The 23,397-nt window shown below is 38.5% G+C and carries 22 protein-coding genes and 1 tRNA gene; 7 read left to right on the top strand and 16 right to left on the bottom strand.

The window, feature by feature from the left end:
* Nucleotide 1 precedes the first annotated feature (1 nt).
* From AACY93_RS02150 to AACY93_RS02140, 3 genes are all read left to right on the top strand, one after another.
* Nucleotides 2–1,315, top strand: coding sequence for a S28 family serine protease (locus AACY93_RS02150; protein WP_287006217.1), 1,314 nt, complete (start codon nucleotides 2–4; stop codon nucleotides 1,313–1,315).
* Between the two features lie 112 nt (nucleotides 1,316–1,427).
* Entirely contained in the window at nucleotides 1,428–2,387 is a 960-nt protein-coding gene (locus AACY93_RS02145; RefSeq protein ID WP_287006216.1) for an ornithine cyclodeaminase family protein, read from the top strand.
* Nucleotides 2,380–3,447: a proline racemase family protein gene (locus AACY93_RS02140; protein WP_287006215.1), complete on the top strand. Its 1,068-nt coding sequence runs from the start codon at nucleotides 2,380–2,382 to the stop codon at nucleotides 3,445–3,447. Before AACY93_RS02145 ends, AACY93_RS02140 begins: the two co-directional genes overlap by 8 nt.
* Here AACY93_RS02140 and AACY93_RS02135 read toward each other — a convergent pair.
* The 5 genes from AACY93_RS02135 to AACY93_RS02115 all read right to left on the bottom strand — a co-directional run bounded on the left by AACY93_RS02135 (nucleotide 3,439) and on the right by AACY93_RS02115 (nucleotide 10,040).
* Nucleotides 3,439–4,737: an aminopeptidase P family protein gene (locus AACY93_RS02135; protein ID WP_287006214.1), complete on the bottom strand. Its 1,299-nt coding sequence runs from the start codon at nucleotides 4,735–4,737 to the stop codon at nucleotides 3,439–3,441. The two genes, AACY93_RS02140 and AACY93_RS02135, sit on opposite strands and share 9 nt — an antisense overlap.
* Nucleotides 4,738–4,739: 2 nt before the next feature.
* Nucleotides 4,740–5,987, bottom strand: coding sequence for an FAD-dependent oxidoreductase (locus AACY93_RS02130; RefSeq protein ID WP_287006213.1), 1,248 nt, complete (start codon nucleotides 5,985–5,987; stop codon nucleotides 4,740–4,742).
* 438 nt (nucleotides 5,988–6,425) lie between these two features.
* The gene (locus AACY93_RS02125; RefSeq protein ID WP_007649689.1) at nucleotides 6,426–7,436 is read right to left on the bottom strand and encodes a 4-hydroxyproline epimerase; all 1,011 of its coding nucleotides are present in this window, start codon (nucleotides 7,434–7,436) and stop codon (nucleotides 6,426–6,428) included.
* Nucleotide 7,437: 1 nt separating this feature from the next.
* Nucleotides 7,438–9,021: an aldehyde dehydrogenase (NADP(+)) gene (locus AACY93_RS02120; protein WP_287006211.1), complete on the bottom strand. Its 1,584-nt coding sequence runs from the start codon at nucleotides 9,019–9,021 to the stop codon at nucleotides 7,438–7,440.
* Nucleotides 9,022–9,125: 104 nt separating this feature from the next.
* A complete protein-coding gene (locus AACY93_RS02115; RefSeq protein WP_286854556.1) occupies nucleotides 9,126–10,040 on the bottom strand; it encodes a dihydrodipicolinate synthase family protein in 915 nt (304 codons plus the stop codon).
* A 148-nt stretch (nucleotides 10,041–10,188) separates the two neighbouring features.
* On the opposite strand from AACY93_RS02115, the gene AACY93_RS02110 reads away from it, so the two are divergent.
* A complete protein-coding gene (locus tag AACY93_RS02110; protein ID WP_286854557.1) occupies nucleotides 10,189–11,040 on the top strand; it encodes an AraC family transcriptional regulator in 852 nt (283 codons plus the stop codon).
* A 68-nt stretch (nucleotides 11,041–11,108) separates the two neighbouring features.
* On the opposite strand, the gene AACY93_RS02105 is transcribed toward AACY93_RS02110, so the two are convergent.
* The 8 genes from AACY93_RS02105 to AACY93_RS02070 form a co-directional block, all read right to left on the bottom strand.
* A tRNA-Val gene (locus tag AACY93_RS02105) sits at nucleotides 11,109–11,183 on the bottom strand.
* A 64-nt stretch (nucleotides 11,184–11,247) separates the two neighbouring features.
* The gene (locus AACY93_RS02100; RefSeq protein WP_286854558.1) at nucleotides 11,248–12,462 is read right to left on the bottom strand and encodes a folylpolyglutamate synthase/dihydrofolate synthase family protein; all 1,215 of its coding nucleotides are present in this window, start codon (nucleotides 12,460–12,462) and stop codon (nucleotides 11,248–11,250) included.
* Nucleotides 12,462–13,355 carry an energy transducer TonB gene (locus tag AACY93_RS02095; protein ID WP_286854559.1) on the bottom strand — a complete coding sequence of 298 codons (894 nt, stop codon included), beginning with the start codon at nucleotides 13,353–13,355 and terminating at the stop codon, nucleotides 12,462–12,464. Before AACY93_RS02095 ends, AACY93_RS02100 begins: the two co-directional genes overlap by 1 nt.
* A gap of 6 nt (nucleotides 13,356–13,361) precedes the next feature.
* Entirely contained in the window at nucleotides 13,362–13,754 is a 393-nt protein-coding gene (locus AACY93_RS02090) for a biopolymer transporter ExbD (RefSeq protein WP_007649695.1), read from the bottom strand.
* A complete protein-coding gene (locus tag AACY93_RS02085; RefSeq protein WP_007649696.1) occupies nucleotides 13,754–14,455 on the bottom strand; it encodes a MotA/TolQ/ExbB proton channel family protein in 702 nt (233 codons plus the stop codon). Before AACY93_RS02085 ends, AACY93_RS02090 begins: the two co-directional genes overlap by 1 nt.
* 54 nt (nucleotides 14,456–14,509) lie before the next feature.
* On the bottom strand, nucleotides 14,510–15,904 hold the full coding sequence (gene nhaD / locus AACY93_RS02080) for a sodium:proton antiporter NhaD (protein ID WP_007649697.1): 1,395 nt from the start codon (nucleotides 15,902–15,904) through the stop codon (nucleotides 14,510–14,512).
* 12 nt (nucleotides 15,905–15,916) lie between these two features.
* Nucleotides 15,917–17,143 (bottom strand): Glu/Leu/Phe/Val dehydrogenase dimerization domain-containing protein, encoded by a 1,227-nt coding sequence (locus AACY93_RS02075; protein WP_007649699.1) that lies wholly within the window; start codon nucleotides 17,141–17,143, stop codon nucleotides 15,917–15,919.
* Between the two features lie 165 nt (nucleotides 17,144–17,308).
* A complete protein-coding gene (locus AACY93_RS02070; RefSeq protein ID WP_316928587.1) occupies nucleotides 17,309–18,436 on the bottom strand; it encodes an anhydro-N-acetylmuramic acid kinase in 1,128 nt (375 codons plus the stop codon).
* A 30-nt stretch (nucleotides 18,437–18,466) separates the two neighbouring features.
* Between AACY93_RS02070 and AACY93_RS02065 the strand changes: the two genes are divergently transcribed.
* Nucleotides 18,467–19,609 carry an acyl-CoA dehydrogenase gene (locus AACY93_RS02065; protein ID WP_286854560.1) on the top strand — a complete coding sequence of 381 codons (1,143 nt, stop codon included), beginning with the start codon at nucleotides 18,467–18,469 and terminating at the stop codon, nucleotides 19,607–19,609.
* Between the two features lie 240 nt (nucleotides 19,610–19,849).
* On the opposite strand, the gene AACY93_RS02060 is transcribed toward AACY93_RS02065, so the two are convergent.
* Together AACY93_RS02060 and AACY93_RS02055 are read right to left on the bottom strand one after the other, a co-directional pair.
* Nucleotides 19,850–19,981, bottom strand: a complete 132-nt coding sequence (locus AACY93_RS02060) for a hypothetical protein (RefSeq protein WP_286854561.1) — start codon at nucleotides 19,979–19,981, stop codon at nucleotides 19,850–19,852.
* Nucleotides 19,982–20,144: 163 nt separating this feature from the next.
* Entirely contained in the window at nucleotides 20,145–20,684 is a 540-nt protein-coding gene (locus AACY93_RS02055; protein WP_286854562.1) for a sigma-70 family RNA polymerase sigma factor, read from the bottom strand.
* 398 nt (nucleotides 20,685–21,082) lie between these two features.
* Here AACY93_RS02055 and cas1 point away from each other — a divergent pair, with 398 nt between their 5' ends.
* Both cas1 and cas2 read left to right on the top strand, forming a co-directional pair.
* The gene (cas1, locus tag AACY93_RS02050) at nucleotides 21,083–21,967 is read left to right on the top strand and encodes a type II CRISPR-associated endonuclease Cas1 (protein WP_286854563.1); all 885 of its coding nucleotides are present in this window, start codon (nucleotides 21,083–21,085) and stop codon (nucleotides 21,965–21,967) included.
* Entirely contained in the window at nucleotides 21,958–22,287 is a 330-nt protein-coding gene (gene cas2 / locus AACY93_RS02045; RefSeq protein WP_286854564.1) for a CRISPR-associated endonuclease Cas2, read from the top strand. The genes cas1 and cas2 overlap by 10 nt, the downstream gene beginning before the upstream one ends.
* Here cas2 and AACY93_RS02040 read toward each other — a convergent pair.
* Nucleotides 22,284–22,814: a transposase gene (locus tag AACY93_RS02040; RefSeq protein ID WP_339610980.1), complete on the bottom strand. Its 531-nt coding sequence runs from the start codon at nucleotides 22,812–22,814 to the stop codon at nucleotides 22,284–22,286. The genes cas2 and AACY93_RS02040 overlap by 4 nt on opposite strands.
* Between the last annotated feature and the right edge of the window lie 583 nt (nucleotides 22,815–23,397).

Raw genomic sequence — 23,397 nt, 5'->3', positions numbered from 1 at the left:
AATGAAACTATTTCGCTCGTTTTCACTAACCCTATTTGTTGTATTATTTATAAGTTGCAAAACAACACAAACTCCTGTTGCTACCACAGGCAACCTATCTACTTTTGAAAAACTCGCCTCTATGGAACATGTGTTTAGCATTGAAAAAAGAGAGCCTGTCAGTCATTTCGATGAGAATTATGAAATCTGGTTCGAACAACCCATAGATCACAACAACCTTTCCAAAGGCACATTCAAACAGCGTGTGTTTTTAGGGTTCGAAAATCCATCAAAACCAGTTATCGTGGAGCTTCAAGGCTACGGCATAGGCTCTGAAAAAGCTGGCGAACTGGCCAGTCATTATCAAGCAAACCAATTAAACATAGAACATCGCTATTTTAACAAGTCACGACCAGAAACCATAGATTGGAACACCTTGACCATTGAAAATGCTGCTAAAGACCAAAAAAGAATTATCGATGCCATTAGAAAAACCCTCTATCCTGACGCGAAATTTATTTCTACTGGCATTTCTAAAGGCTGCCAAACAACCATGGCGCATCGCAGATATTTCCCAGACAATGTCGATGCCTGCGTTTGTTATGTAGGCCCATTGAACTTTGAACGCGAAGACCCAAGGGTTTATGAGTTCCTAAATACAGTAAGTACCCAAGAAAACAGGGACAAGGTAAGGGAGTTTCAAGAATTGTGTTTTGAAAATAGAGCTGCTCTTTTGGAAATAATGAAACAAGAAGCCAAGGAAAAAGAAATGTCCTGGGAATTTGGCGTGGAAAATGCCTTGGATTATACCATTTTGGAATACGCGTTTGCTTTCTGGCAATGGGGAACACCTATTGAAAGCATCCCTAATGAAAACGCTTCTCCAGAAGCTATTTACAAACACCTGATTGATGTGGTTGGTTATGGGTTTTTTGAAGAGAAATCCGTTGAAGCTTTGCAACCGTACTTTTGGGCTGCCTTAACGCAACAAGGTATATATGGTTATGAAACAGCACCTTTTAAACAATATTTAAACACCGAAGACATTTATAAATTCGATTGGGCTTTTCCTGATGGAATCACTAAAGATTTTGACCCCATCCCAATGAAAGATATTCAAACCTTTCTTGATAATTCAGCAGAAGACATGCTCTTTATTTATGGCGAATATGATGCTTGGAGTGCTACTGCTGTTGAATTGAACAAGGATGCAGCCAAACGTGAAGTTTATAAATTTGTATTGCCTCAAGGCAGTCATACAACCAGGATTAAAAGTTTCAGTCCAGAAAAACAAAAAGAAATTTATAACATTATCGATGGTTGGTTAAAAGAGTAACCGCTCTTGTAATTCTTGTTAAATAGGTAGTATATTATCCAATACTGATAGTATTTTCATCAGTTTAAAGTAAAAATGTATATATAATTTAAATTTTGGCTACTTTTAAAGTATGGATAACATATTACAGATTACAGATACATTTATTGAGGAAAACACCCTGTTCCCTGAATTGATTTCAGAATTGAAACAAAGCTTTTCCAATAATGAGGTTTTGGTGCCTTTACGTCATCATCACGATTTTCCCAATCCGGAAGTGAATTCAGACTCCACACTGTTATTGATGCCTGCATGGAAACCCAGTGATATTGCAGGTGTTAAAATAGTAACGGTAAGTCCGGAAAACAGTAGGTATCACCTACCTGCCATTCAAGGAACCTATATTTATTTTGATGCTTTAAAAGGAACCATTAAAGCCATCATGGAAGCCAAGGCTTTAACTGTAAAACGTACGGCTGCAGCCTCTGCTTTGGCATCGTCCTTTCTCTCCAGAAAAGACTCTAACTCATTACTGATGATAGGCACTGGTGCTTTATCCATAAACCTCATAAAGGCCCATGCTGCTGTAAGACCCATTGAGACTGTTTACATCTGGGGAAGACAGTTTAAAAAAGCACAAGCCATAGCCTCCCAACTTAAAAATGAAACATTCGCTGTGCATCCCATTCCAACCCTTGAAGAGAAAATTTCAGAGGTTGATATAATATCCTGCGCCACCTTATCTAAAACCCCTCTGGTTTTAGGCAAATATTTAAAACCGGGACAACATATAGATTTGGTTGGTGCCTATAAACCAGATATGAGGGAAGCAGACGATGACACCATAAAAAAAGCATCTGTATTTATCGATACCTATCAAGGTGGATTAAAAGAAAGTGGTGATATTTTTATTCCATTACAAAGTGGTGTTCTAAAAGAAAAAGACATTAAAGCAGATTTGTTTGAGCTTTGCTCAAATCAAAAATCGGGAAGAAAGAATATTGAAGAAATAACTCTATTTAAGTCTGTGGGTCATTCCCTGGAAGATTTAACAGCCGCAACCTATTATTATAATAAATTTAAAAATGAGTGATACTTATTTAAACATACGCAACAAAACCCAATTTAAGCCTCATCCTAATTGGCTTGAAATAAAAACCATAGACATGCATACGGATGGAGAACCCCTTCGGGTTATTATCGATGGGTTTCCCGAATTAAAAGGCAATTCCGTATTGGAGTATCGCAGGTACTGTCAACAAAATTTCGACCACCTACGTACAGGCTTAATGTTTGAACCTCGTGGACATGCAGATATGTACGGCTGTATTTTAACACCCCCAAACGATGATGATGGCGATTTTGGAATCATCTTTTTACACAACGAAGGCTATTCTACCATGTGTGGTCATGCCATTATTGCCATTTCAACGTTAGCTGTTGAAATGAATTGGATAGACGTTAAAGAAGGTGATAATATCTTAAAAATTGATGCACCTTGTGGTCGGATCACTTCCTATGCACATGTTAAAGAGGGAAAAGTAACTGGTGTCAGGTTTCATTGTGTACCAAGCTTTGTGGTAGGCTTAGATAATAAAGTACATGTTAATGGGCTGGGCGAAGTGATTTACGACCTAGCGTATGGAGGTGCTTTTTATGCCTATGTGGATATGGCTAAAAATAATTTCGATTTTAATTTAAAGCCTGAATCCTATCGTTCCTTGATTTCAAAAGGGATGGATATTAAACAGGCTGTCATGGAAAACAACAAAAAAATTGCACATCCCTTTGAGGAAGATTTAAGCTTTCTTTATGGTACTATTTTTATAGACAACAACAAACAAGCATCTGGTGCTGACAGCCGTAATGTCTGTATTTTTGCCGAAGGTGAGGTAGACAGATGTCCAACAGGTTCCGGTGTGTCAGGAAGAATGGCTATTCACAAAGCCAGAAATGAAATCACGTATGGAGAAGTCATGACCATTGAAAGCATAACGGACTCTGTATTTAAAGGCTCTATAATATCTGAAGAAAATTATGGCCCGTTTAAAGCTGTTATTCCACAAGTTGAAGGAACAGCTCACATAACAGGCATACACACCTTTGTTATAGACCCAAACGACCCGATGAGGAATGGCTTTATATTAAGATAAAGAAGTCATAAGGGTTTCAATCTCATCAATTTCTATCGGCATGGCTTCTGTTAAGTTGATGTTTCCTTCTTTGGTGATTAAATAATCGTTTTCCAAACGGCAACCAAGCCCTTCTTCAGGAATATAAATCCCTGGTTCGCAGGTTAAAACCATGCCAGCCTCCAAGGGCTTGGAATACAATCCCACATCATGCACATCCAAGCCTATATGATGTGCTGTTCCATGCATAAAATATTTTTTATATAAAGGTTTTTCAGGATTCTGATTAGCAACATCCTTGGCGTCTAACAATCCCAATTTTATGAGTTCGGTTTCAACCAATGTTGCCATCTGTGTTTCATAATCAGGAGGTAAAACGCCAGGTTTCAATAACTTACTGCCCTCTTTTAAACAATGCAAAACAGAACTGTAAACCTCTTTTTGTCTTTTGGAAAAGCTCCCATTTACTGGAAAACATCTGGTGGTATCGCTGTTGTAATTGGCATAGCAAACGCCAAAATCCAAAAGAATCATCTCACCATCTTTACAAACGGCATCGTTGGTGTTGTAATGTAAGGCACATGCATTTTTACCAGAAGCCACTATGGGCTTAAAAGCATGTCGCGTGGCACCAGATTTAATTAAATTGTATGCTAATTCGGCTTCCAACTCGTATTCTTTCATAAGGGGCTTGCATGCTTTCAACACACGTTTAAAAGATGCCACACTAATGTTGGCAGCTTCTTGCATTAAAGCGATTTCCTCTTCCGATTTTATAAGCCTTAACTCTCGGGTAATTTTGGCTGCCCGATGGTACTCATGTAAAGGGTATTTTTCCTTGCACCAAGCAATCATTCGGTCTTGCTGGGTTTGCTGGTTGTATGTCACACGCTTAATGTGCTCGTTATGCCCCAAATAAATCCCATCGGCTTCAAAAGCCATAAGCTGAAGGGTTTTCTCGAAATCCTGTAACCATTCCACACGGTTGATTCCTGAAATATCTGTGGCTTGCTCCTTGGTTAATTTATCGCCATCCCAAATCTTAATGTGCTCATTGGTCTCCTTTATAAACAAAATTTCACGATGCTCCTTTTTATACGCATCTGGATACATAAGCAAAATGGTTTCCTCCTGGTCAATACCACACAAATAAAACAAATCGTTGTTTTGGGCAAAACCCATCACATCGTCTGCATTGTTGTGCTTCACATCATTGGAAGTTAAAATTGCTAAGGTGTTTGACTTCATTTTGGAAACAAAGCGCTTTCTATTGGTTATGAATAAGCTATTTGAAATAGGATGATATCTCATGTTTAAAAAGTTCTATCTGGATGAAACGGATTTAAATCTAAAATGGTTTTTTTATCTGAAATAACCTCAGAAACCAACTTCCCGGTGGCTGTTCCCATACTCCAACCCATCATGGCATGCCCTGTGGCTATGGTTAAGTTATGGCACTTTGAAGATTTACCTATATATGGCAACCCATCAGGGCTAACTGGACGTAAGCCTGAAGCGGCATCGTTTTTTTCTGCCTGGGACAAAGTGACTTCTGGATAATAGGAATGGGCTGCCTTGGCTATGGCTTCCACCCTCACCTGATTGATACTGTCGTTTATTCCAGCTATCTCCATGGTACCTGCAAAACGTGTAAACCCATTCATGGGTGTTACAGCCACTTTAGCTTCCGCTAAAATGGAAGGAATGCTAATACCTGTATCTTGATGGGTATTGATGCGATAGCCCTTTCCTGCTTGAAGCAATAATTTTAATCCTAATTTTTTGCTTAATGTGGCACTCCAAGAACCTGCAGACAAAACAAATTCATCAGCTTTTAAGCTTTGATTCTGAGTTTGAACAGCTTCAATTTTTCCGTTCTTGATAACAAGGCCCTCAACCTTTTCATTTGAAAAAAAAGTGACTCCTACGGCTTTTAAATGTCCTTTCATCTCTGTCATAAACTCATGGGGAGTCGTGTGGGAATCACATTTATAATAGGTAGCACCTTTAACGTTTAACCTGGCATGTGGCTCTATAGTTTTTAAATCTTCTTGGCTCATTTCCCGGACGTCCAAACCTTCGCGCTTAGCCAAATGAGCTATTTCAATTTCTTCCTCCAACATCTTGTCGGTTTGACACAACATGAGCAAACCCTTTTTTTCGTAATGAAACGTAAAATGTTCCTCTTGTTTAATGTCATCATACAAATCCTGACTTAACAAAGTAATGGCCTTAATGGCCGGAATGGCTTTATTGACATGATTGATATGACAAGATTTATTAAAAGCAAGGGTCCATTTAATGAAGTCTGGGTCCAAACGAGGTTTTATATATAAAGGACTTGCTGGGTTAAGCATCCATTTTAAGCCTTTTTTCATGACTCCTGGAGCAGATAGTGGCACCAAATGACTAGGTGACAAATAACCTGCATTTACATAAGAAGCACCAGCATCCATATTCGATTGATCGATAATGGTCACCTGATGGCCTTCCTTTTGAAGATAATAGGCAGAACACAACCCGATGATGCCTCCTCCGATAATGATTACTTGTTTTGACATTGAGTTATTGACTTGATGTATTATGTAATTATTCCGTTTCTAACTTATTTAGTTTAATAATTGAATATTTATTTTAATGATTTTAAATATTCCAAAGATTCACTTATTAAAGGTATTAAATCTTCTTCTGAAATCTATTTTGTATCGTTTAAAATTTCTATGGGGAAAATGGCTTAACAGCTTCTTTAAAAAACTATTGAAATTTTAGCAAAAGATGCTTTTTTTAAGCGAACCAAACAAGCATCGCTATCATGTGATGCTGTCAAGGGAATTGATTTAATAATTTGATATGCTATCACTTTGGTTGCCTCAATTTTTATGCTATCGTAAATAACACAACATCTACAGCCTATTTTTTGTTCTATACTTTAACTTTTCAACAAATTCTGACTTAAGCATCTTTAAATGATTTTAACAATTCATGAAATCATTGACATTTTAAATCACCTGAAAACCATACGCATAAGGATCATCTTCTGGATCTATGCTAATGGTATTATGCCCATAAATCTTAGCCCAACCCTGTATGCTAGGAATAATGGCCAAGGTCCCATCTAAAATGGTTTCTTTTTCCACACGTCCAACAAACTTGCTTCCTATAAAACTCTCGTGAACAAAATCTTCTCCAATCTGCAAATGTCCTTTAGCATATAATTGGGCCAATCTTGCTGAAGTACCTGTACCACACGGACTCCTATCGATGGCTTTATCTCCATAAAACACGGCATTTCTTCCAGAAGACCTTGGGTCAATTGGTGTACCTGTCCACAACATATGCGTCACATCCTTAATGGTTTCATTTTCTGGATGAACAAAACGGTTGGGATAACTTTCATTGATACCTTGTCTGACCACTTGCGAGTATTGTATGATTTTTGAAGCAGAAAAATCCTGTACTCCCGAAAAATTCTTTTGTGGATCTACTATGGCATAGAAATTTCCACCATATGCCACATCAAAAGTAATTTCTCCCAATTCCGGACAATCAATGGTCAAGCCTTCGGCTGCCAAATAACTTTTTACATTGGTTAGCTTTACCCAATCCACCTTGGTTCCTGTTTGCTGATATTCAATTTCAACCAAACCAGCTGGAGCTTCCATTCTAATTTTTCCGGGAATTTTTGGGATTACCAACCCCTCCTCTATAGCAATGGTAATAGTACCTATGGTACCATGACCACACATGGGCAAACAACCAGAGGTTTCTATAAACAAAATGGCAAAATCGTTTTCTGGATCGTGCGGAGGATATAGAATACTTCCACTCATCATGTCGTGACCACGAGGCTCAAACATAAGTCCTTTCCTAATCCAATCATATTCTTTTAAAAAATGCTGACGCTTTTCGCTCATGGTCTTTCCAACCAAGTCTGGGCCTCCTTCTTTAACAACTCTTACCGGATTGCCACAGGTATGCGCGTCTATGCAAACAAAAGTGCTTCTACTCATTTTATATGCTGTCTGTGGTTTGTTTGTTATTGACCAAACGGGAAATTTTTAAAGGATTTTCGTTCTTCAAAGCAGCTGGCAACAAATCATTGGGCGAATCTTGATAACTAAACGGTCTTACCCATCGTTTAATGGAATGAATACCAACGGCTGTAAAACGGCTATCGGTAGATGCTGGATAAGGACCTCCATGAACCATGGACGGACAAACCTCTACTCCTGTAGGAACACCATTATATATAATACGTCCTACACGATTTTTAAGGGCGTCAATGACGTCAGGATACTGCGAAGCTTCGTCGCTTTCTGCAATTAATGTTCCTGTTAATTGACCTTCCAATTTCGAAATAATTTGCTCCAATTGTTCGGCATTTTCACATTGAACCACCATGGAATAGGGCCCAAACACCTCTTGATGCAAGGTCGTGTTTTTTAAAAATGTAGCTCCTTCAACTGTGGTAACGGTTTGTCTGGCATAATTTGATTGTACTTCTGAGTCATATTCTGCCACAACAGTTAACTCTGGTTGTGACAAGGCTTTTTGCCTGTTGTTTTCATAAGCCCCTATAATGTTTGGGTGCAACATGCAAGATGGCTCTATCTTCACAATTTCATCAGATAAATCCTGGATGAATTGTGTTAGTTCATCGCCTTGAATACCTAACAACAACCCTGGATTGGTACAAAACTGACCCGTTCCCAATGTAATGGATCCTGCATAAGTTTTAGCCAGCGCTTCGCCTCTATGTCTTAAAGCTTTTGGAAGCATTACCACAGGATTGATGCTTCCCATCTCAGCAAAAACTGGAATGGGTTCTTCACGTTTTGCAGCTAAATCATATAAAGCGCGTCCTCCTCGAATACTGCCTGTAAACCCAACAGCCTTAACTTCTGGATGGGACACCAATTGCATGCCCACCTCTATGCCACTACTGTTTAAATTTGAAAAAACGCCGTTTGGCATACCCGTTTTTTCGGCTGCTTTAATGATGGCCGAAGCTACCAATTCCCCTGTTCCAGCATGCATGGGGTGTGATTTAACTAAAACTGGACAGCCTGCTGCCAAGGCAGCAGCCGTATCTCCACCAGCAGTTGAATAGGCCAGGGGAAAGTTACTGGCTCCAAATACAACCACTGGCCCCAAAGGCACCATCATTTTTCTAATATCCGATTTTGGCATGGGTTGCCGTTCTGGCTGGGCCGTGTCTATGGTGGCCTCAACCCAAGACCCTTCCTGGACCAACTCGGCAAAAGATCGCAATTGCCCTACCGTTCTTCCTCTTTCTCCCATGGCACGTCCTTCTGGCAAACCGGTTTCTGAACAATATGTTGCAATCAATTCGGAGTCCAGTGCCATGATTTCGTCTGCTATCGCATTTAAAAAGGCCGCTTTCTGCTCCCCAGAAGTGTTTCTGAAAGTTTTAAATGCCTGAGAAGCTAAAGTCACGGCTGCATTTATCTCCTCCTTGGTCGCTTCAGTATAAACAGGCTGGTTTTCAATATGTAACTGTGGATTAAACGTTTTATATGTTTTGGTTCCTGTGGCAGTTAATTGATTCCCAATATAATTTTTTCCTGATATCATAAGATGTATGTCATTCCTGTAAAGACAGGAATCTTTTTATTGATTTAAATTTTGAATTCCACAACACCTGCGAAATAACAAAACCTAATTATTAATAAGTTGTTTTAAATGTTTTTATAATCTGGAAGTGTGGGTCTGTTTTTTACACCTTCTTCAATCACTTTTAAAACATGCTGGCGTTCATCACCTATTAAAGGCAACCTTGGTGCACGAACATGTTCCGTTCCAATTCCAGTGGCTACTTCTGCCAATTTTATATTTTGTACTAATTTAGGGTTTATATCTAACTCTAACAAAGGCATAAACCATCTATAAATATCTAAAGCTTCTTTTAGCCTGCCTGCTTTTTGAAGTTTATAAATAGCTACTGTTTCTGCAGGAAAGGCACAAACCAAACCAGCTATCCAACCGTCAGCTCCCAATAACAAACTCTCAAGGGCTATGGTATCTACTCCTGTCATGATTTTTAATCGGTCGCCAAAACGGTTTTTGATTCGTGTAATGTTGGTCGTATCCCTTGTCGATTCCTTTACAGCTTCAATATTGTCACATTTTAACAGTTCCTCAAACATGTCCATTGTCACTTCAATTTTATAATCCACAGGATTGTTATAGACCATAATTGGCAACGACGTGTTATTGGCCACAGCTTTAAAGTATTCCACGGTTTCCCTATCTCCAGATTTATAGCGCATAGGTGGTAACATCATCAAACCTTTGGCTCCATCCTCTTCTGCTTTTTGCGCAGCATGAATGGCGGCTTTGGTGGTTTGCTCTGCAATGTTTATCAAAACAGGCACTTGCCCTTTTACAATATCAACAGTGGCTTGCGTTAACTGGCGTTTCTCTTCGTCCAGTAAGGTGCTCGCTTCCCCTAAAGTTCCTCCTAGTACAATGCCATGAACTCCGGCTTCCAGTTGGGCCTTAATATTAACCTCAAACATGTTTAAATCCAATTCGTCTGTTTCTGTAAACTTGGTTGTAACTGCTGGCATAACGCCTTTCCATTGAATACTCATAATTTCTGTGTTTTTTGTTAATACAAAATTAATTTGGAAACCTGTAGTTATATAACCCATATTTATCCAGTTATAATATTATATTATCCATTTATTATTAATTAATACATAATTAGCTTAATTTTGTATGTGTATTAAATTATATAAGATGAAAGTCCTTCCATTTAAAATCCCCAAACCTGAATTGGCCGCCTTAATTTATCAAGTGGATAAAGAAGCTTTCTTTTATGATAAACTTCATCAACATGAAGAAATCCAATTGAGTTATATCGTTGAAGGTGAAGGCACTCTTATTGTGGGCGACAGTATCAATTATTACAAGCCTGGCGATGTGTTGGTTATTGGCAGTCAAGTTCCACACGTATTTCAAAGCGATCAAGAACAATATCAACAATCACACATGGTTTCTTTATTCTTTACGGAAACCAGTTTTGGAAAGACCTTTTTTGAATTGGAAGAACTTATGGAGTTACAAGTGTTTTTCAATAGAGCCAAACAAGGTTTTAAAGTGACTTCCAATCACGAAAAAATAATTGCGCTGTTTAACGACATTGAGACAGCCACGAAATTGGAGAGATTTATCATCCTCCTGCAATTGTTAAAACATGTTGTAAATAGCGATTACAAAAGTCTCTCCTCTTTTATTTATGAAAAAAATTATTCGGTTGTTGAAGGGGAACGTTTAAGGGATGTGTTTGATTATACCATGAACAACTACCACCAAGACATAACCTTAGACGCTGTTGCCAATGTAGCAAACATGACCAAGAATGCTTTTTGCAAATACTTTAAGAAATATACCAACAAAACCTATGGGGCATTTTTAAACGAGTTGCGCATAGAACATGCCTGTAAACTCATTTTGTCCAAAAAAAACCATACCATTTCCGATGTGGCATATAAAGTAGGCTTTAACAACATCTCAAATTTCAACAGACAGTTTAAAAAAGTAAAACAGGAAACACCCTTGAGTTTCAAAAAAAACAACGCGTTTCAATAAAGCTCCTAAAAGAGTTGTAGCTGGAATAAAAAAAATCCACACTTTTAGTGTGGATTTTCTATATAAAGTGGGCGCGAAGGGATTCGAACCCCTGACCCCCTGGGTGTAAACCAGGTGCTCTGAACCAACTGAGCTACGCGCCCTTTCGTAATTGGATTGCAAATATAAATTAGTTTTCCATATTGCAAAAGCTTTTTTGAAAAAAAATTAAATTATTTCTGCTACCACAAACGTGCTGCCTCCCACATAAATCAAATCCTTGTTCGTGGCTTCCTTTTTGGCTGCCATGAATGCTTCATTTACACTTAGATAGCTATTGCCCACAAACCCTTCTTTTAAAAATGCCTCTGCCAATAAATCGGCATCCATACCTCTTGGAACATTCGGTTTACAGAAATAATAAGTGGCTTGTTTAGGCAATAGGTCTAAAATACCTCCCAAATCCTTATCATTTACAACTCCAAAAACCACATGCAAGTGTTGAAACGGTTCTTCTTCCAACTGTTTTACTATGTATTTTAAACCTTCTGTATTATGGGCAGTATCACAAATAATTTTGGGCAACTCTTGAAGCACTTGCCACCTACCTTGCAAACCGGTATTTTTTACAACATGCAATAAGCCTTTTTTTATTTGCTGTTCAGAAACTGAAAAGCTGCTCTTTAAAACCTGTATGGTTTGTAGTACGGTTTTGATGTTCTTTTGTTGATAGCTTCCTTTTAAATCGCTTGGATACACCTCTTGTATCAATGCATCTGCAAAATAAATATCACTTTGCTGCCTGGTTGCCACCTCTTTAAAAACTTGTTTGGTTGCCTCCTGCGTTTCTCCTATAACCACTGGCAGGTGTGGCTTAATAATACCTGCTTTTTCAAATGCTATCTGTTCTAAGCTAGTTCCCAAAAATTGGGTATGATCCAAACCAATATTGGTAATAACCGAAACTACTGGTGTGATGATGTTGGTGGAATCCAACCTGCCTCCCAAGCCAACTTCTATAACGGCCACATCTACTTGTTGCTCTTTAAAATAATCGAAGGCCATCCCTGAAGTCATTTCAAAAAAAGATAAATTCCGGGATTCCAAAAAACGGCTGTTCCTTTTAATAAACCCAACAACAAAGGCTTTGCTTACCACTTTGCCATTTACTTTAATGCGTTCCCTAAAATCCTTTAAATGTGGCGAAGTAAACAAGCCTACCTGATAACCTGCTTCCTGTAAAATGGAAGCCAACATATGACTGGTAGACCCTTTCCCGTTGGTACCTGCTACATGGATGGTTTTAATGTGTTGTTGCGGATTGTTTAAATGTTCGGCTAATAAAAGGGAATTTTTTAAATCTGCTTTGTAGGCCGATTGCCCTTGTCGTTGATACATTGGAAGTTTGGAGAACATCCAATTAACAGTATCTTGATATGTCATTATTGCCCTAAATTGAAATTTACCTTTACGAAGCCTATTTGTTTGGCTGGTGCTTTATTGTCTGCGCGCCATTTATGGGATAAGGCTATTTTTTTTGCTGGCTCCAACAAGCAGGCAGCTGTGTTGGTAGTGCCTTTAACACCCGGAATGGCTTCAATAACATCGCCATTTCTATTGACAACGATTTTTACGATAACCATACCAGATTCATTGCAATCTTGCTTATAGACTTTTTTTGTAGGAGCTCCACGCCCTTTTAATCCGTAACCTACACCTCCATTGCCAGAACCTGGCTCCCCAAAATAACTTGCAGCATACGGATCGCCATCCAACTGCCCTTTATCTCCTGCTTTGTTATCGTTGCCTTCGCCTCCAGTATCTTGGCCTTCCGACTTACTGACACCTCCTATTAACGCGTCCAGCTTCTTCTTTTTAGCTTCTTTCTCAGCTTGCTCTTTGGCTATTCTATCAGCTTCTGCTTTAGCCTTTGCTTCTGCTTCTGCTTGCGCCTTGGCTTTGGCATCTGCCACTTGTTTTGCTTTTGCCTCAGCCTCTTTCTGTTTTTTTATGGCTATGGCTTCTTCGTTATCTGCAGTTAAAACATCTTCGACCTTGGTCTTGGATGCTGCTGCCTCTGGCTGCTTTTGTTCCGGCTGTTTTACCGTTTCCTGAGGCTGTTCCTTTACTTCCCTTGGTTCCGACTTAACTGGCTTTGTTGGTTGTACATCGCCACTGCCAAAATCTGTGGTTCCAAAGTTTACAGCAACACCATATTCCTCTGGTGGATCCATATATTGCGTACCAACCACAAACAACAACAAAATAATCAATACAGCAATAAGGGCTGTTAATTTCGCTGAATTACGTTCGTGTATGGTTTCAAAATACTTCATCTAACTCTAATTTGGTTTTACAGCCAAAATTACCTTGAATTTGTTTCTATTGGCAATATCCATCACCTTTACAACATGTTCCACAGGAACAGATTTTTCTGCCCTTAAAACCAAAGTCGGCTTTTCTTCGTTGGATAAAACAGCTATAAGTTCAGACTCCAGCATGCTTTCCCCTACTCGTTTTTGATCTATATAATAGGTCAGGTCTTTTTTAATGCTCACGGCAACCGATTTTTTATTTTCGGTTTTTCCACTGGCCTTTGGCAACAAAATATCTATGGCATTGGTAGTTACCAACGTGGAAGCCAACATAAAAAAGATAAGCAACAGGAATACAATATCTGTCATGGACGACATATTGAATTCTGGCGTGACTTTATTTCTTCCTCTTAAATTCATTAAATAGGTTCGTTTAAGTGATCTAAAAATTCTAAGGAATTCGCTTCCATTTGATACACTACTTTATCTGTTTTAACCACCAAATGATTGTAGGCTATATAACCTATAATCCCAACTATCAATCCAGCAACGGTTGTGGTCATGGCGGTATACAAACCATCGGCTAAAAGCTTGATGTCTATTTGCCCTCCTGAATTGGCTATTTCAAAAATGGAAAGGATCATCCCTATTACGGTTCCTAAAAACCCAATCATAGGCGCTGCCCCAGAAATGGTTGCCAAAACACTCACATTTTTTTCCAGACTGTAAATTTCCAAACGACCGGCATTTTCAATGGCAGTATTGATATCTTCCAAAGGTTTCCCTATTCGCGTAATGCCCTTACTAATAAGTCTGGATACAGGCGAATTTACCTGGGCACACAACATTTGTGCAGAATCTATTTTCCCATTGGAGACATGGTCCTTGATCTGGTTCATAAAATTGGCATCTATTTTGGAAGCTGCCTTGATGGCAAATAACCGTTCAAAATAAATATAAGTGGCAACAATCAACAACACAAACAAGATGGTAATAATGATCATTCCAGCTGTTCCTCCACTCGTTATCAACTCGATAATGGACAAGGTTTTTTCTACAGATTCACCATCGTTAAGCAACTCGGTTCCTTCTTGTGCGTCTTGTAAAAATAAATGTATCATATGCTTTTATTCTATTATTACGTTAATAACGTTTGTTTGTGCTTTAAATTATAATTAGAAAATGGTTCTGGTAAACATAAAGGCTACGGCTCCTACCAAGAAGCCTACCAAAGCCAACCAAGAGATTTTTTTCAAATACCAGAAAAAATCTATTTTTTCCATTCCCATGGCAACTACTCCTGCTGCCGATCCAATGATCAACATACTTCCGCCTGTCCCTGCCGAATAGGCAATAAAATGCCACAATTCATTATCAATAGGTTCCGAAAACATACCCAAACTAGCTGCTACCAATGGCACATTGTCTATAACGGCCGAGCCTACACCCAATAACAACACCACTAAATCCGAAACGCCCTCATGATGCAACTCGGTTCCCAACATAGGCATATGCTCTTGCAAACTGGTTGCAAAACCAAACAAGATTCCTAAAGATTCCAAGGCTGCAACTGCCATTAATATCCCCAAAAAGAAAAGGATACTTGGCAATTCTATTTTGGATAAAGACGCATGCACCGGACTGTGATGCCCTTGGTGGTCGGCATTCTCATCCGTATCAAAAGACAAGGCAAATTTAGAGTTACTGTACAGTTCTGCAAAAATGGCCACAACGCCCAAAGCCAACATCATGCCTACATAAGGAGGTAAATGGGTAATGGTTTTAAAAATTGGCACAGAAACAATACCTCCCAACCCTAAGTATAACATGGTTGCGCTAAATTTGCTTTTTGGCTTATCGGTATCTTCTTCCACATGCTCAAATGTCCCTTTGAAAACCGGAAGGAATGAGGCAATAAACGTAGGTACCAACATACACAATAAAGAAGGTATAAATAAGTATACAAACAAATGTCCTGTTGTAACCTTCTTCCCTATCCACAACATGGTCGTGGTTACATCTCCAATTGGAGACCAAGCTCCTCCAGCATTGGCTGCTACAACTATTAAACCTACATACCAAATACGGGAATTTCTGTCGTGTACCAGTTTCTGTAATATGGATATAAGTACAATGGTGGCTGTTAGGTTATCGATAATGGCCGAAAGGAAAAAAGCCAAAAAAGCAAAAATCCATAAAATGCGTTTCTTGCTTTTTGTTTTCACAAAGCTCTTTATGGTAGCAAAGCCGTCAAAATAATCTATAATTTCAACTATGGTCATGGCTCCCAATAAAAAGACTAATATTTCAGCTGTTTTACCCAGATGGTGCAAGAGGGTCTCTTCCATTAAATGCATCTTTTCCTCATGGTTCAACAACCCAAAATTCTCCAACAAACTATGTTGTGCAGAATCGAACCATTGGGTAAAATGATCCAGCCCCAAAGCTATTAAAGCCCAACAAATGGCCATCATAACCAAAGCAGGAATAAGTTTATCTATTTTTAAGTTGTGTTCTAAAGTAATGGCCAAATAGCCCAGTACGAATACTAATATGATGATTGTTTCCATAAAAATGAACTGTTAAATAAGTTGGCTAAGTGCAATTTCGAATGCAGTTTCGCTGATATCGGTTTTAGAATTGTTTTGATTGTATACGTTTTGAATGGCTTTTCTAATGGTATTCGAAGTGTCGTTAAAAATGGCTTCATCGGTCATTTGAACACGAGCTTCCATAAAATAAGCAAATACACGAGCCATTCCACAATTGGAAATAAAATCTGGAATCAAGCTTACGCGCTTATCTGTATGCTCCATAATGGGTCCAAAAAATATTTCCTTATCTGCAAAAGGCACATTGGCACCACAGGAAATCACTTCCAGGCCACTATCTATCATTTGGTCTATTTGCTGTCTGGTTATCAATCGGGAGGCTGCACAAGGAGCAAATATTTCAGTTTGCATGCCCCAAATCTTTTCATTGATCTCATCAAAAGGGATTACCTGGTCTGCAACCAGCGTATTCCCTGTTTTGGCTAAAAACAAATCGGTGATTTCTTCAAAAGTAAACCCTTCTTCACGTATCAAGCCTCCTGTAATATCTATAATCCCAACCACCTTGGCACCCATTTGTGCCAAATAAAAAGCGGCTGCTGCTCCTACGTTCCCAAAACCTTGAATCACGGCCTTCTTTCCTACAACAGTGCCCCCATAGATGTCATAATAGTGCTTTACGGCTTGGGCAACCCCAAAACCTGTAATCATATCCGCTATGGTATATTTTCTTTTAACACTGGGTGAAAAGTTCGGGTTTTCAATAACCTTGATAACCCCTTGCCTCAACTGGCCAATTCGGTTTATCTTATCGGCTTCTGTAGGTTTGAAATGTCCCGTAAAAACCCCTTCCTGTGGATGCCAAACCCCACTTTCTTCAGTAATAGGGATCACTTCATGGATTTCATCCACATTCAAATCCCCTCCTGTTCCATAGTAACTTTTCAACAAGGGGGAAACGGCTTGGTACCAACGTTCCAATACCCCTTTTTTCCGTGGATCTTTTGGATCAAAATTGATACCGGATTTGGCGCCTCCTATGGCAGGACCGGACACGGTAAATTTTACCTCCATGGTTTTTGCCAAAGACAAAACCTCATTCATATCCAAACCTTTGCGCATACGCGTGCCTCCTCCTGCTGCACCTCCCCTTAGGGAGTTTATCACAGTCCACCCTTCGGCATCTGTTTCTGGGTCTTTCCAATTAAAAATTATTTCTGGTTCTTTGGCTTCGTACTTTTGAAGAAGGTCTTTCATCTGGTGAGAGTCATTTTTTAAATCAATTGAAGAAAATTGAAAAATTAAAACCACACATAATAAGTGAACTTTTAATGAGACAATATTTCATTCGGATGGTTAATTATTAAATGTGAAAACAAATATAAAAAACAAATAGCCTTTCTTATTAAAATTATAATAATTTTAATGATTAAAAATGATTCCGGAACTATGGTCCTGCTTTGCTCCTGTCACACTACTTAGGCAGTTGACGGCTCCTCTTAGTTTTAAAACCCCTAAAAACCCAAATACCAGGGCTTCTTTAAAATTTACCAAGGCCTTGTCTGGAACCACCAAACTGTTGGAGGTCCTGGCTTGAATTTGATGAATTAAAAAACGATGGTAAGCGCCTCCTCCCGTAACCAAGACGGTTGCCTCCTGAGCTTTATTCAGTTCGGTCGCTATTTGTGTGGCTATGTGTTCCACAAAGGTCCTTAAAACAGTCGCTATGGGCAACTGGAAACTATCTATTAAAGGAAAGACCTGCTGTTTCACCCATTCCAACCCCAAAGATTTTGGAGCTTCCTTCTTATAAAACTCCAACCCGTTCAAATGCTGCAACAACTCTTGATGAATGTCCCCTGTGGAAGCTATCTGGCCTTGATCGTCATAGGCCAATCCCAATGAAGACACATAGTGGTTCAATACAATGTTCACTGGACAAATATCGTACGCAATACGCTGTTGCTGGTTTTCGGTGGAGACATTGGCGAAGCCTCCCAAATTCAAACAAAAATCATAATCGGAAAACAACAAAGCATCACCTATGGGAACCAAAGGAGCCCCTTGCCCTCCCAAAGCTACATCCTGGACCCTAAAGTTGCACACCACAGGCAACTGAAGAAGTTCATACAACTCTGGTAAATTCCCAATTTGATAGGTCAAGCCCTTTTCGGGTTGGTGCAAGGCTGTATGCCCGTGCGAACAAACAGCATCAAGCGCCTTGAGCTTGTTGGCTGCTATAAAATCCTGAATAAAGCCTGCCAGATACTCGGTATAATCTTTATCTATCTGCTGTAAATCTTCCATGGATTGAGATACCAAATCCTTCAATACAGCTTGCCAATAGGCAGAATAAGGCTCTGTATGGGCAGCCTCTATATGGTAAGTCCAGGAACCATCATCAAGGCTAAACGAAGCAGCCACCAAATCCACCCCATCCAAAGAGGTTCCAGACATAACTCCTACAACACGGTATTGGGTTTTATTCATATCCTGTAAAAATAACAATCCGTTTTGAAAAAATGCCAATAAAAAAGTATCTTTGTGCACTTTTAAATAATACTTCAATTACAAGAAACTATGGATTTTAACCTTACCGAAGAACACATCATGATACGCGATGCTGCTCGCGATTTTGCGCAAACCGAACTACTTCCTGGTGTGATAGAACGAGATAACACACAAACGTTTCCAGATAGCTTGGTTCGCAAAATGGGCGAATTGGGTTTTATGGGCATCATGGTAGACCCTAAATATGGTGGCTCTGGAATGGATGCCATTTCTTATGTGTTGATCATGGAAGAACTTTCTAAAATTGATGCATCGGCTTCCGTAATGGTTTCTGTAAACAATTCTTTGGTGTGCTATGGCCTGGAGGCTTTTGGAACTGAAGAACAAAAACAAAAATACCTTACCAAATTGGCTACAGGTGAAGTTATTGGTGCTTTCTGTTTAAGTGAGCCTGAAGCTGGTAGCGATGCAACCTCACAAAAAACCACTGCCATAGACATGGGAGACCATTACGTCTTAAATGGTACAAAAAACTGGATCACCAATGGCGGACGTGCAGATGTTTATTTGGTGATTGCCCAAACAGATAGAGATAAAGGCCATAGAGGCATCAATGCATTTATAGTTGAAAAAGGCATGCCTGGTTTTGATATTGGACCAAAAGAAGATAAGTTGGGCATTAGAGGCAGCGATACCCATACCTTACAGTTTAATGACGTAAAGGTCCCTAAGGAAAATAGAATTGGAGAAGATGGTTTTGGGTTCAAATTTGCCATGAAAACACTCTCTGGAGGTAGAATAGGAATCGCAGCACAAGCCCTAGGGATAGCTGCTGGCGCTTACGAACTGGCTCTAAAATACTCCAAAGAGCGCAAAGCCTTCGGAACAGAAATTTCAAACCATCAAGCCATTGCTTTTAAGTTGGCAGACATGGCCACAGAAATTGAAGCTGCAAGAATGTTGGTAATGAAAGCTGCTTGGGACAAAGACCAAGGCAACAATTACGATATGTCCAGCGCCATGGCCAAACTGTACGCCTCACAAGTAGCTATGACACATACAGTTGAAGCCGTGCAAATTCATGGTGGTAACGGTTTTGTTAAAGAATACCATGTGGAACGCTTAATGCGTGATGCCAAAATCACACAAATCTATGAAGGTACTTCAGAAATACAGAAAATTGTAATCTCAAGAGGCATCTTAAAAGACTAAATGTCCTCTTTGTAAAAAAACAAAGTAAAAAACAAGTAGATACCAAAGAGGCTGTCTGAGAAGTGTCATTCTGAATAAAATGAAGAATCTACTTCATATTAAAACAGTGATTCTAAAACAGACGATATTAAATAATATCTATAGTTTCACTAAGAACGATGATAAAAACACTTTTCAAACAGCCTCTTTTTTATGTGTTGATAAAATGCCGTTCGCGAAATCCAACGAAACGCATACAAGCTAACTAGCCTTATTCAAGGGAAGGATGTAACTATCTGCTTCGTGGTATTTTTCAGATTTAATGATGTTCAATAACCAGTCCAAATGATTTTCAGACCGTCTTTTAAAAGGGTAATTTAAAGTTGCTTCCATAATCCTAGTGTTTATAAAATGAGTCAACTTAAAGTTACATGGAGAAAAAATGTCTTAATAATATTTTAGCCCAACAGCAAATTTATTACCCTAAAAAACACCCACTTACAAAAAATAGTACGGACAGCTCGGGAGCTGTCCCCTAAAGCTCGAGAGCTGTCCCTTAAAAGCAAACTTTACAATCTTCCCGTTCTTTTATCTCTCCCACCAAATAACCTTGGTCGTTCATTTTAAAGTCGCAACAATCTATAAATCCTTGTGCTATCTGCTTTCTGGCACGTTGTATCTGAGATTTAACTGTTGCCAAGGGCAAGTCTAGCTGGGCTGCAACTTCCTGTTGTTTTAAACCTTTTATATCAGACAGGTATAAAGGGAGCTTGTATTTTTTAGGAAGGCTTTTAAGGATGCCATGCAAACAGTCGGCTTCTGTGTGTTCTGAAGTGTCTTCTGGATAAACCACCTCTGTGTCGTTATCACTGGCAACCAACTTGTGTTTTCTAAAATAATCCAAAACCGTATATCTGGCTACAGAAAACACCCAAGCCTTCAATTTGGATGCGTCTTTCAAACTATCTTTTTTGGTATGGATTTTTATAAAGGTATCCTGCAACAAATCATCTGCCACAAAATCATCCTGCACTTTACTTAAAATAAAGTGTTTCACATCATCGGCATATAAATTCCAAATGTATTGGGTGGTCATGTTTATAACATTAAAAGCAACAGCTACTTTAGCATAAAATTACTAAAATAGTTGCTGCTTCATTCTTATTTAGCAAATCTTAACAGTTGCAATGCGCACAAGTACAATTGTCACAAGTGCAGTTTTTACAAGTTCCGCTGCTACAACCTTCGCAGTTGCAGGTACATGCTGTTTGTTTCATGGTATATGTTTTAAAGTTTATATAATAGACGTGGCACAGGTAAAAAAGATGCAAAATGGACGCCTTTTTTTTCAATCCATTTCTGCTAAACTATCTATCAGCACACGCAATTCATCGGTAAAATCTTCATAGTCTGACAGTTTACCTCAAAAATCAACCTTATAAAGAAATATTTTTTTACAAAAACTATCTGTATCTATATTATAAATAAAAAGCAATGATAAAAAAGTCCGTTTTAATAGAACAAAAAAGCAAAGTCACTTGTAAAAATTTACAACTTCATATAAAAACCGAAAAACGTGAAGCGAGTATTCCCATTGAAGATATAGGGTTTTTGGTAATAGACAATCCCGAAACATATGTAAGCATCCCAGCCTTAAACCTACTTGTGGAAAACAACACTTCTGTAATTATTTGCAATACCTCACATCTTCCCAATGGCATGTTCCTAAACCTAAATAGCCATCATATTCAACAAGAAATGTTTAAACATCAAATAAATGCCAGTATGCCTTTAAAAAAACAATTATGGCAACAAACCATTAAGAGAAAGATTAAAAATCAAGGCATCTTATTGAACCGAATAACCAACAAAAAAAACACCTTTGAATTTTTGGAATCCAAAGTGTTAAGTGGAGATTCCTCAAATATGGAAGCAGTAGCTGCCAGTTTCTATTGGAAATCGTTTTTTGAACACGATTTTAAAAGGGAACGCTTTGGAGCTTACCCAAACAATTTTCTTAATTATGGTTATGCCATTTTAAGGGCTGCTACTGCTAGAGCCTTATCTGGTAGCGGTTTGCTAAATACCTTAGGCATCCACCATAAGAGTAAATACAATGCTTTTGCCTTGGCAGATGATATCATGGAACCTTTTAGACCCATAGTGGACGAAGCTGTTTATCTAATCATGCAGCAAGATGATGAACAGAAACTTACAACTCCAATAAAGTCTGAGCTCCTCCAAATACTTACCAGAACGGTTTATTTTAAAAAAGAAAAAAGCCCGTTAATGGTTGCATTGCAAAAAACAGCCAGTTCCTTACAACAATGTTATGCTGGCAATAGAAAGAAAATTAAATATCCAGAATTATGGAATTAAACGCTTATAGAGTTATGTGGCTATTTGTTTGTTTTGATTTACCTACCGATACTCCTAAAGACAGACGCAATGCAGCTGGATTTAGAAAAAACTTAATAAAGGATGGTTTTACCATGATGCAATATTCAGTTTACATGCGCCATTGTGCCAGCAGTGAAAGTGCAGATGTGCACGAAAGACGCATCAAGCGCTTATTGCCTCCTTTGGGCAAAGTAAGCGTGCTAAGAATAACCGATAAACAATTTGGAAACATTATGAATTTTTGGGGAAGAGCCGAGGTGCCCAAAGAACCACAACCAACACAACTGGAACTATTTTAAACCGAACGAAACAAATCATCCTCAAACCAGTTTTTGGGGTTTTCATCAATATAGGCATGGATGTTCTTATATGCTTTATCATCTCTAATAATATGATCGTGAAAAGAGCGATGCCAGGCAAACTCCAAAAAACCTGTTTCATGTATTAATTTAGAAGCCGTTGTCTTAAAAGCTCCCATAAGGCTAGACAAAGATTTAATTTTTATTTCTTTCGAAACACTTGAACTATCTATTTCAAGGATTAGGTGCAAATGATTTGGCATGACCACAGAATTATGGATAGACACATAAGGATATTGAACAGGCAACCAACCTAAACGCTCCTTAACAATTAAACCATATTTATTCAATTGCATTTTCTGATTATGACCCTTTTTCGAATTTGATTGATTTGATTTATTGATATCCTCCTGTACGGACAAGTCGCGACTTGTCCCTTCAATAATTTCCCCAAAACAACATAACATATCCTTCACACAAATAGTGACGAAATATAGATGATCACTGGAATAATCAAAACCCTTCATTCTATTTCGTTTTCTGCGTTTCAAATTAAAATTTAAAAAAGATTAATAATAAATATAAAAAATTATTCCCGTACGGACAGCTCGTGAGCTGTCCTTTAAAGCTCGTGAGCTGTCCTTTTAAAGCTCGAAAGCTATCCTCTTAAAAAGAGCTATCCTCTCAAAGCTCTAGAACATGCCCAAATATCTCACCATTTTAAAATTATTATATAATGCCTTTCAAAATCAGATATTTAAAAATGATTCCCAAATTTTATTTAAATTCCCCGTACGGACAGCTCGTGAGCTGTCCGCTTAAAGCTCGTGAGCTGTCCTAAAAAGCCATCCTCATAAAAAAAGAGCAGCTCTTTTATAAAAAAAGAACCGCCCAATTAAATAGATACTTCTCATTATAACAAATTAAATAGAGCAACTTTACCCAATATACCTTTAGTATTAAGTAACTTCTAAAACAAAACCTATTTAAACAACAACCAAAAAATCATTGCTTTAATTATAAAGATTCCCCAAATAGGTATATTTCAAAACAACCTTATGGACTTATTCTTCCTGAGGTAAAAAGTCATCCAATAGTCATTAATTTAAA

Origin of the sequence: uncultured Xanthomarina sp. (genome assembly GCF_963971605.1) — a bacterium.
GTDB classification, from domain to species: domain Bacteria; phylum Bacteroidota; class Bacteroidia; order Flavobacteriales; family Flavobacteriaceae; genus Xanthomarina; species Xanthomarina gelatinilytica.
The sequence above is the reverse complement of the archived record's forward strand: the minus strand, read 5'-3'. Positions and strand labels throughout refer to the sequence as shown.

Excerpts from the sequence above, each read along its gene's own strand:
- cas2 (WP_286854564.1), top strand. The coding sequence starts at position 21,958 with ATGGAATTAAACGCTTATAGAGTTATGTGGCTATTTGTTTGTTTTGAT.
- AACY93_RS02125 (WP_007649689.1), bottom strand. The coding sequence starts at position 7,436 with ATGAGTAGAAGCACTTTTGTTTGCATAGACGCGCATACCTGTGGCAAT.
- AACY93_RS02135 (WP_287006214.1), bottom strand. The coding sequence starts at position 4,737 with ATGAGATATCATCCTATTTCAAATAGCTTATTCATAACCAATAGAAAG.
- AACY93_RS02120 (WP_287006211.1), bottom strand. The coding sequence starts at position 9,021 with ATGATATCAGGAAAAAATTATATTGGGAATCAATTAACTGCCACAGGA.
- AACY93_RS02065 (WP_286854560.1), top strand. The coding sequence starts at position 18,467 with ATGGATTTTAACCTTACCGAAGAACACATCATGATACGCGATGCTGCT.
- AACY93_RS02055 (WP_286854562.1), bottom strand. The coding sequence starts at position 20,684 with ATGACCACCCAATACATTTGGAATTTATATGCCGATGATGTGAAACAC.
- nhaD (WP_007649697.1), bottom strand. The coding sequence starts at position 15,904 with ATGGAAACAATCATCATATTAGTATTCGTACTGGGCTATTTGGCCATT.
- AACY93_RS02100 (WP_286854558.1), bottom strand. The coding sequence starts at position 12,462 with ATGACATATCAAGATACTGTTAATTGGATGTTCTCCAAACTTCCAATG.
- AACY93_RS02060 (WP_286854561.1), bottom strand. The coding sequence starts at position 19,981 with ATGGAAGCAACTTTAAATTACCCTTTTAAAAGACGGTCTGAAAATCAT.
- AACY93_RS02130 (WP_287006213.1), bottom strand. The coding sequence starts at position 5,987 with ATGTCAAAACAAGTAATCATTATCGGAGGAGGCATCATCGGGTTGTGT.
- AACY93_RS02145 (WP_287006216.1), top strand. The coding sequence starts at position 1,428 with ATGGATAACATATTACAGATTACAGATACATTTATTGAGGAAAACACC.
- AACY93_RS02150 (WP_287006217.1), top strand. The coding sequence starts at position 2 with ATGAAACTATTTCGCTCGTTTTCACTAACCCTATTTGTTGTATTATTT.
- AACY93_RS02090 (WP_007649695.1), bottom strand. The coding sequence starts at position 13,754 with ATGAATTTAAGAGGAAGAAATAAAGTCACGCCAGAATTCAATATGTCG.
- AACY93_RS02095 (WP_286854559.1), bottom strand. The coding sequence starts at position 13,355 with ATGAAGTATTTTGAAACCATACACGAACGTAATTCAGCGAAATTAACA.
- AACY93_RS02115 (WP_286854556.1), bottom strand. The coding sequence starts at position 10,040 with ATGAGTATTCAATGGAAAGGCGTTATGCCAGCAGTTACAACCAAGTTT.
- AACY93_RS02140 (WP_287006215.1), top strand. The coding sequence starts at position 2,380 with ATGAGTGATACTTATTTAAACATACGCAACAAAACCCAATTTAAGCCT.
- AACY93_RS02040 (WP_339610980.1), bottom strand. The coding sequence starts at position 22,814 with ATGAAGGGTTTTGATTATTCCAGTGATCATCTATATTTCGTCACTATT.
- AACY93_RS02110 (WP_286854557.1), top strand. The coding sequence starts at position 10,189 with ATGAAAGTCCTTCCATTTAAAATCCCCAAACCTGAATTGGCCGCCTTA.
- cas1 (WP_286854563.1), top strand. The coding sequence starts at position 21,083 with ATGATAAAAAAGTCCGTTTTAATAGAACAAAAAAGCAAAGTCACTTGT.
- AACY93_RS02075 (WP_007649699.1), bottom strand. The coding sequence starts at position 17,143 with ATGAAAGACCTTCTTCAAAAGTACGAAGCCAAAGAACCAGAAATAATT.
- AACY93_RS02085 (WP_007649696.1), bottom strand. The coding sequence starts at position 14,455 with ATGATACATTTATTTTTACAAGACGCACAAGAAGGAACCGAGTTGCTT.